This window comes from Pseudomonas allii, assembly GCF_055380095.1.
On record NZ_AP039450.1, the window covers coordinates 1,096,173 to 1,107,518 of the forward strand.

10 protein-coding genes are annotated in these 11,346 nt (G+C 59.4%); all 10 read right to left on the bottom strand.

Annotated features, from left to right (window positions below; genetic code table 11):
- Positions 1 to 2: 2 nt before the first annotated feature.
- Positions 3 to 632 (bottom strand): HNH endonuclease family protein, encoded by a 630-nt coding sequence (locus tag ACZ445_RS04915; protein WP_464708023.1) that lies wholly within the window; start codon positions 630 to 632, stop codon positions 3 to 5.
- Positions 625 to 1,956, bottom strand: coding sequence for an AAA family ATPase (locus tag ACZ445_RS04920; protein WP_464708024.1), 1,332 nt, complete (start codon positions 1,954 to 1,956; stop codon positions 625 to 627). Before ACZ445_RS04920 ends, ACZ445_RS04915 begins: the two co-directional genes overlap by 8 nt.
- Before the next feature lie 91 nt (positions 1,957 to 2,047).
- Positions 2,048 to 2,860, bottom strand: coding sequence for an SDR family oxidoreductase (locus tag ACZ445_RS04925; protein ID WP_179028598.1), 813 nt, complete (start codon positions 2,858 to 2,860; stop codon positions 2,048 to 2,050).
- 14 nt (positions 2,861 to 2,874) lie between these two features.
- Complete coding sequence (locus ACZ445_RS04930) at positions 2,875 to 3,339, bottom strand: multidrug transporter (protein ID WP_464708025.1); 465 nt, start codon at positions 3,337 to 3,339, stop codon at positions 2,875 to 2,877.
- Positions 3,340 to 3,603: 264 nt separating this feature from the next.
- Entirely contained in the window at positions 3,604 to 5,055 is a 1,452-nt protein-coding gene (locus ACZ445_RS04935; RefSeq protein ID WP_058422927.1) for a mannose-1-phosphate guanylyltransferase/mannose-6-phosphate isomerase, read from the bottom strand.
- 106 nt (positions 5,056 to 5,161) lie between these two features.
- Positions 5,162 to 5,818: an alginate O-acetyltransferase AlgF gene (locus ACZ445_RS04940; protein WP_058422926.1), complete on the bottom strand. Its 657-nt coding sequence runs from the start codon at positions 5,816 to 5,818 to the stop codon at positions 5,162 to 5,164.
- A gap of 16 nt (positions 5,819 to 5,834) precedes the next feature.
- Positions 5,835 to 7,007 carry an alginate O-acetyltransferase gene (locus ACZ445_RS04945; protein ID WP_058422925.1) on the bottom strand — a complete coding sequence of 391 codons (1,173 nt, stop codon included), beginning with the start codon at positions 7,005 to 7,007 and terminating at the stop codon, positions 5,835 to 5,837.
- Between the two features lie 11 nt (positions 7,008 to 7,018).
- Complete coding sequence (locus ACZ445_RS04950; protein WP_058422924.1) at positions 7,019 to 8,551, bottom strand: MBOAT family O-acyltransferase; 1,533 nt, start codon at positions 8,549 to 8,551, stop codon at positions 7,019 to 7,021.
- 218 nt (positions 8,552 to 8,769) lie between these two features.
- A complete protein-coding gene (locus ACZ445_RS04955; protein WP_122304790.1) occupies positions 8,770 to 9,879 on the bottom strand; it encodes a mannuronate-specific alginate lyase in 1,110 nt (369 codons plus the stop codon).
- Between the two features lie 8 nt (positions 9,880 to 9,887).
- Positions 9,888 to 11,336, bottom strand: coding sequence for an alginate O-acetyltransferase (locus ACZ445_RS04960; protein WP_058423165.1), 1,449 nt, complete (start codon positions 11,334 to 11,336; stop codon positions 9,888 to 9,890).
- Positions 11,337 to 11,346 lie beyond the last annotated feature (10 nt).

Consider the following 11,346-nt stretch of genomic DNA (forward strand, 5'->3'; position numbering starts at 1 on the left):
TGTCAGGCGCTGATCTGGCGGATCACATTGACTAACACGGGCGAGAATGGTTTGAGTTGTCCGTTTTCGTCGGGTTGTTGCAGTTCTTCTTCAATAATTGTCAGGAGGTCGATATTTTCGATTTTGAGATCGTATCCATCCATTCGACTGTTGAAAAGAAGCGTATTGATGATGTCTCGCCGAGCATTGAACAGTGCTCGGTTTTTCTCTCGGCTATCCCCTAAGTTCAGTACCTGAATGGACGTGATAGCTCTTGGGGTTAGTCCTTCCACTCGCCCTGAAAGATAAAACTTCAACTCGGTTTCGCATTCATCCATCAGCGCCGTGAGGGGCAACGCTTGATGGGCGTGTGAGTCTCCGCATTGCTTGGGCCGATTACAGCTCGCGACAATGTTAGAGAAGTCCACTGTACGATTTTGTGCATCTCGTTGAGCTTCTACATGCTCGTTGTGTGCCCTATCCAGCGTTATTGCATCACAGCAGTGAGCACATAATCCGTATTGCTCGTCTATGCAGGCTTGGCGAATGGCGCTTCGTTCTTCGTGCGTCAGCTCTCGGTAGCGGCCTTTAGGATGCGTTCGTTTCCATTGCGTCAGTGCTGCGGGTTCCTTTCCTTTTGTGATCTCACGCACTACGCAACTCCAGCTTGCGGATGAGGAGGGCAGCTTTGGTCAGTTCTATATGACCGGGGGGCAGGTCTAGGGACAGCTCTTCAAAAAGGGTTTTGGCTTCTTTGAGTTTTTTGTCTTGCAGCAGATCCAGTAAACGATCCAGTCGGTCCTGAACGTCGCTGTTGCGCACGTCGGTATCCATGACGCAGAGCAGTACCTGGTTGGCATCCAGGCCATAAAGGCCATTGCGTTCTTCCAACTCACCATCGTCAAGGACGTAGCACAGGACATCCTTGGTGTCGCTGATCACCAGGGGAGAGTGGGTGGTCAGGATGAATTGGCAGTTGGGGAAGGTTTCGGTGAACTGGTGGATCAGGCGGCGCTGCCATTTGGGGTGGAGGTGCAGATCCACTTCGTCAATCAGTATTACCCCATCGCCATGGAGCGGGTTTTCCATGGATGGATTCATCATCGCAAGGCGACGAGCAATATCGCCGACTAATGCCATCATTGATTTTTCGCCCTGGGACAGCTGGGCAACATCCAGCGTGCTGCCGGATTTATCAATGGCCATATGCAATTTTGGCCTGCGCTGTACGCGCAAATTAGCGAAGCCTGGCATGAATGCACCAACCGCAGAGCGCACCGCGGTTAGCTGTCGATCACGGGAAGACGCGTGTGAATCGACGAGGAACTTCCATAACTGACTCTCAGGGTTTTCAATAATTCTCTGTATCTCAGCCAATGCGCTTGCAGAAATACCCGTTTCGTTTTCGCTGTCCTCGCGCTCTCTAAACCATTCAAAAAAACGGCGAAAATCGACGCCCCGGTTCAACGAATTATCGTAACCGTCGAGTTGGCTAAAGGTGTGTTTGGTTTTTATTTTAAGAGGGATTTCGAGTACTGAACGTTCGACGGGATAGTAGGCAATAAGAGGAACAGATGCGTTTACGTCATGCGTTAAAGTTTCTCGATACACATTAGCCAAAGCGGATGCGTCAGTAAGGTCGCTGCTGACCTTTGTGTTCCGACCACGTCTGGATTTTGCCAGTGACCAGTTGAAGTCCACAGACTGTTCGTCAGTTTCAACGGTGACTGAGGCAAAATTTGAACCGTTGTGGATGGTGCCTTCTTCAATCGGGCTACCGTTGCCGCTGTCGGAGCGAATTCTGGCAACTAGCCAACTGAGAGAGCTAGCGAGCGCTCTTAAAATCGTCGTCTTCCCCGCCCCATTATTCCCCACAAACACCGTCACCTTGGACGCATGCTTTTCGGTTGGCGCAAAGGCGACTTCCAAGTCGGTGAAACGACCGACGTTGTTCAGTCGAATTTTTCTGATTTCCATCGCATTACCCTTGTGGGGCCCGTCAGTTTCAAGAGGCAGGCGGCGATTATGGCATTCATCCCGGATTTTGGCAGGTAGGCTTCACGCTTGCTTACAACGTGCCGCTCAAACCAAAACGTTTCTTCAACACCTTCTCCAGCAACCCCTTGGGCAACAACGCCGCCATCAGCGGCAACGCACGGCTGCCGTTGCCCGAACGCAACAGGCGCGGCGGTTGGGACTGTTGCACGGCCTTGAGCACATCCGCCGCAAACTCACTGGCGGGTGTCGGCTTGTCCTGGGACGCCTGGCTGCGTGCGCGGATACCGTCGCGCAATGGCCACCAAGGGGATTGCTCGTTGATCAACAGTTCGGCCTGGACACCGGCGTTTTTTGCGAAGCTTGTATTGATCGCACCCGGCTGCACTTCCATGACCCGCACGCCAAACGGCGCGAGTTCCATGCGCAGGGCATCGCTCAAGGCATGTACGGCCGCTTTTGATGCGCAGTAGGCACCTGCAAACGGCGTCACCAGCACACCGGACACGCTGCCGATATTCACCACCAGGCCTTTGCGTTTGCGCAGCGCCGGGAACAGCGCCTGGGTCACGCCGACGAGGGAGAACACATTGGTTTCGAATTGCCGTTGCATCGCCTCGGTGCCGCCATCGAGCAGCGGCCCCATGGCGCCATAGCCGGCGTTGTTGATCAGCACATCCAGCTCGTCCAGATGCCCGGCCAGTGTTTGCAGGGCGGCGCCGTCATTCACGTCCAGCAGCACGGCATGGAAGCCGGCGTCGTTGAGGGCGATCACGTCCTCTTCGCGGCGGGCGCTGGCCAGCACATGGAAACCGGCCGCCTTGAAGGCATCTGCCAGGGCGCGGCCGATGCCGCTGGAACAGCCGGTGATGAGTACGTTGGGCATGGGTCAGTCCTTTGTCAGTCCGAGAAACTGCCTTGCAGGTGCTCGGCACGAAATTCCAGGGTTTGCGGGCGATAGCCGGGGCGAAGCGGCGGTGTAGGCAAGCAGTCATCCCACGTCGCCCCGGCCTGCAACTCGCCGGGGCCACGATAGCGGGGCGCGGCGTAGACGTTGTCGGCCAGGTTGACTGTGTCGCCCGGTGCATAGGCGGCGACGCGCCAGCGTAATTCGGTGAGGGGCACGTCGTTGCCGTTGTTGAGGATCAGTTTCAGCGGGCGGTCGGCGGGGCATTCCTGGGGTGCATAGCTGATGCGCAGTTCCAGGCGGGCCAGTTGCGAGGCTTCGCGGTTGTCCAGCCACACCACCCAGATCGCCACGAAACCCAGGCCCACGGCGGCGGCGAGGGAGACGGGCAAGGCCTTGGCGGGGTAGCGCAGCAGCAGGATCAGCCAGGTCATGATCAGGAGAACGCCGAAGAACATGGAGACCACCTCGAATAGGGAACGAGCATCCTAACTTAAGCGTAGGTGGGATTGGCGACCTTGAGTGCTGTGGTGACTGTGAGAGCCTCATCGGGGGCAAGCCCCCTCCCACATTTGAATGTGTTCACAGATCAAGGGTGGGAGGGGGCTTGCCCCCGATGAGGCCCTTGCAGTCACCGCAAAAGCCCAAACAAAAAGCCCCCACCCAACCCACTGCGGATAGGGGACGCAATGGGCTGGGCGAGGGCTTCTTGTACGACTGTTTTACTGCGCGATAGTTTTCACCGACACGCCACGTTCAACCGGTGTGGAGCGACCGTAGATATCTTCGAAGCGTTCGATATCGTCTTCACCCAGGTAGCTGCCCGATTGCACTTCGATGATCTCCAGCGGGATCTTGCCCGGGTTGCGCAGGCGGTGCACCGAGGCGATCGGGATGTAGGTGGACTGGTTCTCGGTGAGCAGGAACACGTTCTCGTCACAGGTCACTTCGGCGGTGCCGCTGACCACGATCCAGTGTTCTGCACGGTGGTGGTGCATCTGCAGCGACAGGCACGCGCCCGGCTTGACCGAGATGTGCTTGACCTGGAAGCGCCCGCCCATGTCCACCGAGTCGTAGGAGCCCCACGGACGATAGACTTCGCAGTGGTTCTGGGTTTCGCTGCGGCCCTGGTCGTTGAGGGTGTTGACCATCTGCTTGACGCCCTGGACCTTGTCCTTGTGGGCAATCATCATCGCGTCCTTGGTTTCCACCACTACGATGTTGTCCAGGCCGATCACCGATACCAGTTTGCCGTTGCCGTGGATCATGCAGTTGCGGCTGTCCTGGATCACCACGTCGCCTTTGCTGACGTTACCGTGGACGTCTTTATCGTTTACGGCCCACAGCGAGGCCCAGCAACCCACGTCGCTCCAACCGGCACTCAGTGGCACCACACAGGCGCGCTGGGTTTTTTCCATCACGGCGTAGTCGATGGAATTGTCCGGGCAGCAGGCGAAGGTGGCTTCGTCGAACGACACGGTATCGGCATCCTGTTCGCTGCGTTCCAGGGTCAGCAGGCAGGTGTCGTAGATGTCCGGGTCGTGCTTTTTCAGCTCTTCGAGGAAGCGGCTGGCGCGGAACAGGAACATGCCGCTGTTCCAGAAGTAACCGCCGCTTTTGACGAACTCGACGGCGCGTTTTTCATTGGGTTTTTCCACGAACTGCTCGACGCGGCTCACGCCCTCGGGCAGCAGCGAATCGTTAGTGGACTTGATGTAGCCATAACCGGTTTCCGGACGGGTGGCCGGCACGCCGAACAGCACCATCTCGCCACGCTCGGCGGCCACGGTGGCCAGGGCCAGGGCGCGTTGCAGGGCTTTCTGGTCGTCGATCACGTGGTCGGCGGGCAGCACCAGCATCAGCTCGTCACGGCCTTCATTGACCAGCATCATCGCGGTAAGGGCCACGGCCGGCGCGGTGTTGCGGCCGAACGGTTCCATCAGGATGCGCTGGCTTTCCAGCTTGCGTGCGGCCAGTTGCTCGTTGACGATAAAACGGTGGTCCTTGTTGCAGACCACGATCGGGGTGTCCATGCCTTCGAACACCAGGCGCTCCAGGGTTTGCTGGAACAGCGTGTGCTCACCGGTCAGGGCCAGGAATTGTTTAGGGAACTGTTTACGGGAAAGCGGCCAAAGACGTGAGCCGCTACCACCGGAAAGGATAACTGGAATCATGGGTGTTTCTCCTTGAATCGATTTGGGTCAGAGCTACGAAGGTTTGTCGTTTCACTCTTGTTTTTGTCTCGGTCCGGGTTGGTTTCAACCAACCCGGAAAAATGCTTTAGCGGGTCGACACTGGGCGTTTGACCCAGACTGGCGACAAGCTCGAACCGGAACCGGTGACGTACAGCACGGCTGCCTCACCACGCTCCAGGGCCACTGGCTTCACATCGCCGACTTTCTTGTCACCGTCATACAACGCCAGGCTTACTTTCACCGGGTTGATCTCACGCTCGCCACGGCCCTTGGCTGCCACCGACTTGACAACATCGGTCTTGCCATCGGCGGTTTTCAGGGTCAGGGCCTTGTCGCTGAGGTTCTGCACGCGCACCAGGGACTTCTGCTTGTTCTTGAACGGCGGTTCTTCGATCAGCTGTGGCTGGCCGCTGCCGCTGTTGACCAGGGTGTAGTAGTGGTCTGGAGCGAGCTTGACCGGTACGGTCTGGCTGCCGACCTTGGCGCTGTAGTCACCGCCGGGCATGAAGCTGAAGTCGCTGCTGGCCAGTGGGGCCACGTCGCTCAGGTTGGTGGCGCCGACGGTAGCGCTGACTTCCTGGTTGCTGGCGTTGTAGATACGCACGAAGCTCGAGCCTTTTGGCGCGGTAGGGCCGTACAGGGCGGCGTCGCCACCGGCGAAGGCGGACATCGATACGAAGCTCAAACCGGCTGCGATGGCCAGGGTTTTAGCGAGACGACGAGGAGTTGTAGTGAAAGTCATGTGAGTTACCTCTCTTTCAGTTTTGCGCCCGGTCGGGCGTCTCGGATTTTTGAGTGTTCAAAGCCATGTTCTGTTGGCGCGAACCGGCTTGTTTAAGCTGCGCAACCCACGCGGGGTCGGCATCACCGATTTCGTTGTTTACGGGCAGATAGCGTTCAGGAAACTCCCAGATCAGCACCTGGGGCGGGCTGTTCTTGAAGTCATCGCTTTTCAGGTAGCTGAGCATCGGCAGGATCGGGCCGTGGCCGTCTTCGGCGTAGCTGACCACGTCGCTGCCCAGGGCTTGCTTGAGGGCACCGACGAAGTTCCAGTTGGGGTTGGCGCTGTAGCTGGTGCCCACCAGGGCCACCGGGGTTTCGCTGTCGCTGAACAGCGCGTCGTCGCCTTTGGTTTCGGCCAGGTGCGTGACACGTTTTTGCAGCGGCTCTTGCGGCGGCATCAGGTTTTCGAACAGCGGGTCCAGCGGCAGGAACAGACGCAGGTCGCCTTTGTGCGGTGTGGTGCTCTCGGCCTCGGTGACAAAACGCTGGGGTTCGCCGCTCAGTGGGGTCTTGGCGGCAATGGTCTTGGCCAATTGCTTGGCGGCGATTTCAGCGCCGTCCGGGGTCCAGTGGGTGTCGGTGCGCAGGAACACCTGCTTGCCGCCGAGCTTGGCCTGTTGCAGCGGGCCGAGCAGGTCCGGGGCGATGATCTTGTCGGCGGCGACACGGGCGTGGAAGTCCTGGTACAGGTTGGCGTGGATGCTGGCCGGTTTGACTTCACCCAGGTGTTCCGGGTACAGGCGCACCTTGGCCGGCACGATCGCCATCACCAGTTGGATGCCCTGGGCCTTGAGCTTCTGGCGCACGCCTTCGACCAGCGCGTAGTTGCCTTCCAGGTTCTGGTCTTCGTTGACGGCGGGGTTGAACTCCTCGTCGCTGTACAACCAGTGATCGCGGCCCAACACCACACCAGGGCGGCCTTCATTGAACAGCTTGTAGTCCAGCGCCGCCCACAGGTTGGTGCCCAGGCGCTTGATCGGGAACTGGTCGTCGTAGTGGGTCTCGACGGCCTTGGTCCAGCGACCGTTGAGCACGGTGGCGTCGGCATTGGTGCTGAAGCCGAAGAAGCTGCGCAGCGACCAGGCGCCCAGGGCGAGCAACACCACCAGGAACAGGCCGATATAGAGGACGCGTAATGAACGGGTCATGGTCGGCTCCCTCAGAATTGGAAGTAAAGGAACGGCGAGAAACTCTGCGCCGACAGTTTGAGAATCGACGCCACGAACAGCAGCAGCACCGCAGCGCGCATGGCGTAGCGTGGCCAGTCAGCGGTCCAGTAGGCCGGTTGCACAGCGGCATCCTGGCCCACGGTGAAGCCGGGCTGGTGGATGCTGCCGGGGTTGTCGCCCGGTACGGCCTTGATCAGGCTCGGGTCGGCCGGCTTGGTCTTCTCGGCAGGGCGATTGGTGTAGAAGTCGCGCAGGCCAAAGAACGCCAGGGTTGCGTAGGCCACCACCAGGGTTGCCACTTGCAGGCCGGTGAGGTTGGCGCGGTTGAGTTCCGACAGCGACCACTCGCCAAAGCTGAACATCGCACCGTACATACGCCCGGCGACGTGCAGGTTTTCGGCGCGGAAGATCACCCAGCCCATTACCACCAGCAGGAAGGTGAAGGCCCAGCGCACGACGTTGAAGCTGCGCGGCGCGGTGTTGAGGCCGATGGCTTTTTCAATCGCCAGCCACATGCCGTGCCAGGCGCCCCACACGATGTAGGTGATGTTCGCACCGTGCCACAGGCCACCGAGCAGCATGGTCAGGAACAGGTTGCGGTAGGTGGTCAGCGTGCCTTTACGGTTGCCGCCCAGGGTGATGTACAGGTAGTCACGCAGCCAGGTGGACAGGCTGATGTGCCAGCGCCGCCAGAACTCGGTGATCGACTGGCTGATATACGGCTGCTTGAAGTTTTCCATGAAGCGGAAACCCATCATCAAGCCCAGGCCGATGGCCATGTCGCTGTAGCCGGAGAAGTCGAAGTACAGCTGCGCGGTGTACGCCAGCGCGCCGAGCCAGGCATCGCCGGTGGTGGGGTTCTGCAGGGCGAAGCAGTGGTCGGCGACGACTGCCAGGGTGTCGGCAATGAACACCTTCTTGATGAAACCCTGCATGAACCGCGTGCAGCCCTCGGAGAATTTATCGAGGGTGTGGGTGCGGTTGTTGAACTGGTCGGCCAGGTCGCGAAAGCGCAACACCGGGCCGGCAATCAGGTGCGGGAAGATCGCCACGAACGCCGCAAAGTCGATCAGGTTGCGGGTCGCCGGGGTATCGCCACGGTACACGTCGATGATGTAGCTGATGGACTCGAAGATGTAGAACGAGATACCGATCGGCAACAGCACGTGGGTCAGGATGAACGGCTCAAGGCCCGCCGACTTCATCATCACGTTGATGCTGTCGACGCCGAAGTTGGCGTACTTGAAGTAGCCGAGGATGCACAGGTCGACCGCCACGCCGAGCAGCAGCCAGCGCTGGGCCGGCTTGGTGCGCACGCCGGCCGCACCGACCTTGAGGCCGATCCAGTAGTTCCACAGCGTGACGGCGGCGAACAGCGCCAGGAAGTCCACTCGCCACCAGGCGTAGAACACGTAGCTGGCAATCAGCAGCAGCAGGTTGCGATAGCGTTGCCCGCTCAAGTAGTACAAGCCGAGAAAGATCGGCAAGAACAGAAACAGGAACACATTGGACGAGAAAACCATCCCGATCTCTCCATGTTTAACCAACAGTCAAGGGCCAGAGCCCCCCCAAACCCCCCACGGAAATACGAGGAGGGCGGTACTACATTCCTACTGACGAAACCGACTCAAACTGTGGGAGGGGGCTTGCCCCCGATGGCGGTCTAACAGTTGCCATCTGTGTTGAATGACACCCTGCTATCGGGGGCAAGCCCCCTCCCACATTTTTTCACCGTGTTCTGTCAGGAACCTTTGTTACCTTTCTCATGCGTCGGGTCGTAGACCTTGGTCAGGTCGCCCCCGAGGCGGAAGGTCTTGAACGGTTGCATCCCATGCTTGCGCTCGATCACGTCCGGCGCGCAGGTGTAGAGGGTGCAGAAGGGTTCGAGCCAGGCGAATTTCATGTCCTGCTTCAAGTCCTTCATGTCCTGTTCCTTGCCGTTCTTCTGTTCGAAGATTTCGGGATCCTTGACCCCGGCCAGCACTTTGTCGCCCAGGCGCTTGAGCGCGCTGTTGTTTTCCTGGCGCAGGTCCACGCCATTGACCAGGGCAAAACTGGCGATCATCGACAGCGGCGGCAGGGCGTAGTTGTGGTACGACAGGGCGCGTTGCTGACGCTTCAATTCGTTCGGCAAGAAGCCCTGGTCGTCGACCTGGTTCACGCCGACCTTGTATTCCTTCACCGCCCAATCAAACAGGTCGCGACGGTTAGTGGCGACGGACGTTGCCATCACCGACCAGGCGGCCCAGTAGGAATGGTTGTTGGTTTTTTCCAGCGGCAGGTTGTCCCAGTCGCTGACCACTTGATCGGCAAGCTTGTTGAACCAGGCTTCGATCAGTTGGGATTCCTGCTGGTGATTGGCCAACGGGTGCGAGTCGGAGAACTTGAGGCGCACATAGGCCGAGGCCATGCTGCCCAGTGCCCATTTGCGCATGGACTTGCCGGTGTGGTTGAAGTCCTTGGACATCAACGCATCGGCCTTGGCCCACGACACCAGCCAGTTCAGGGTGCATTCGAGCTGTTCGGGGCGACCGTCACGCATGAACTGCATCACGCGCTTGCTGGTGTCTTTTTCCAGCTTGGTGATGTCGGCAGTGCTGTCACGGAAGGCTTTTTCCGACTGCACGTTCAGGGTGGAACGGGCTTTGTCCGAGCCTTCGTACTTGCTGCGAAACTGCAACGGCCCGGTGTACGGCGCCGGCATGGTGTCGCAGTTTTCCTTGAAGTCGCCGGTCTTGAACGCTTCAATCGGTGCGAAATAGCCTTGTGGCGGACGCAGCGGTGCGGCGGCGTTGACGGAGCCTGCGAACATCGCCAGGCCCAGTAACGTTGGGATCAGTAACTTCTGCATAGGTAACCTCATTGCCCAGTTGAGGCGGTCTGCTGACCACCGGCTGGGAATACGTTGCGTGTGCAAATTTTCGCTTCGACCTTCTGCGCAGCAGCGCCCGCTTCGGGACCCTGCACTTCCACGGCCAGCAGGTTCTGCGAGGCCCAGTCTTCATCGGTACGCAGTTCAAAGGCGAAACGCCCGTCTGTATCGGATGTTTCGGGTTTCTCGATCTTGATGTCCTCGTGGCGCCCGTTCATGTACCAGAGGGTGGCTTGCAGGGTTTTCACCGACGGGTCGGCGAAGCGGATATCAACCTGGTGATTGGCATTACGCAGGTCTTTGTTCGAACTGTTCACCAGCAATTCGTTCTTGCCGGGTTTCAACGTGGTGCTCGCGGTCATCTGCGCGGTCTTGCCTTCGCAGCCGTTGTCGAGCAGGGCCATCATCTGGCGGTAGATGGTCTCCTGGTCCAGGCGATACAGCGGCGAGAACTCCCAGATGAGGATTTTCGGCGGGGTCTTCTGGAATTCGTCGCTGCCCAGGTACTGGATCATCGAACCTTCCAGACCACCGCCGGGGAAGGCAACGTTGAGGATGTCAGCACCGATTTCCTGTTCCAGGAAGCCGGCGAAGTTGTAGTTCTTGCCGCTGTGGCTGGTGCCCACCAGGGTGATCTGCGGGTTGCCCGAATCGCCGAACAGGTCGCCGTCGCCCGCTTCGCCCTTGGGCTCGGTGGTGAACTGGTCCATGTACTGGATCGCGTAGCTGGTGCCGCACAGCTGCCCGGCCATGTTGTGCAGGGTGCCGGTCTTGCCCATGCGCCCGGAGCGCTTGGTCTCGAATTCGCGCTTGGGAATATCCGCGAACTCAGGCATTGCACGCACTTTGGCGCCGACGATTTTCGCGGTGCGCTGGGCGCCGTACGGGGTCCAGTGCTGGTCGCCACGGAAGTAGAAGTCGTGGGCCGGCAGTTCATCCGGCAGTTGCTCGTTGGTCAACGGCGACAGGTCCGGCACCACGTAGCCCATCTTGGCGAAACGACCGAGCATGGTCTTGTAGTTGCCCAGGGCCTTGTCGAAGTCGAACTTGGCTTTTTCCTCGGGGTTCAACTTGTTGCGGTTCACCAGGCCACGGGTCGGCTGGTAGACCACCACCAGTTCCACGCCCTTGGCCTTGAACGCGTCGTGCAGCTGTTGCATGCGCTTGTAGCCGGACGGGGTGGTGTCGAATTCGGTGCGCAGGTCTTCCTGGGTCCGGAACAACCAGTCGCCCTGGGCTTGCACCAGGGTGGTGAAGTTCTGCTGATAGCGCGTGGTGTAGTTGCGCGCATCATGGGCGGCCGGGCACAGGCTGCAGCACGGTTCGGCGGTGAAGGTTGGCGCCTTGACTTCATCGGCGCGCACGCCCTGGCTGGCCGCGAGCAGGCCGAGGGTCAGACCCGAGAGGCTCAGCAGTTTGATCATGTGTGGGTGCATAAGGGTCATC

What these genes read in the sequence shown, in the direction of transcription:
- ACZ445_RS04920 (WP_464708024.1), bottom strand. Translation starts at nt 1,956, where the DNA reads ATGGAAATCAGAAAAATTCGACTGAACAACGTCGGTCGTTTCACCGAC.
- ACZ445_RS04925 (WP_179028598.1), bottom strand. Translation starts at nt 2,860, where the DNA reads ATGCCCAACGTACTCATCACCGGCTGTTCCAGCGGCATCGGCCGCGCC.
- ACZ445_RS04930 (WP_464708025.1), bottom strand. Translation starts at nt 3,339, where the DNA reads ATGTTCTTCGGCGTTCTCCTGATCATGACCTGGCTGATCCTGCTGCTG.
- ACZ445_RS04935 (WP_058422927.1), bottom strand. Translation starts at nt 5,055, where the DNA reads ATGATTCCAGTTATCCTTTCCGGTGGTAGCGGCTCACGTCTTTGGCCG.
- ACZ445_RS04940 (WP_058422926.1), bottom strand. Translation starts at nt 5,818, where the DNA reads ATGACTTTCACTACAACTCCTCGTCGTCTCGCTAAAACCCTGGCCATC.
- ACZ445_RS04945 (WP_058422925.1), bottom strand. Translation starts at nt 7,007, where the DNA reads ATGACCCGTTCATTACGCGTCCTCTATATCGGCCTGTTCCTGGTGGTG.
- ACZ445_RS04950 (WP_058422924.1), bottom strand. Translation starts at nt 8,551, where the DNA reads ATGGTTTTCTCGTCCAATGTGTTCCTGTTTCTGTTCTTGCCGATCTTT.
- ACZ445_RS04955 (WP_122304790.1), bottom strand. Translation starts at nt 9,879, where the DNA reads ATGCAGAAGTTACTGATCCCAACGTTACTGGGCCTGGCGATGTTCGCA.
- ACZ445_RS04960 (WP_058423165.1), bottom strand. Translation starts at nt 11,336, where the DNA reads ATGCACCCACACATGATCAAACTGCTGAGCCTCTCGGGTCTGACCCTC.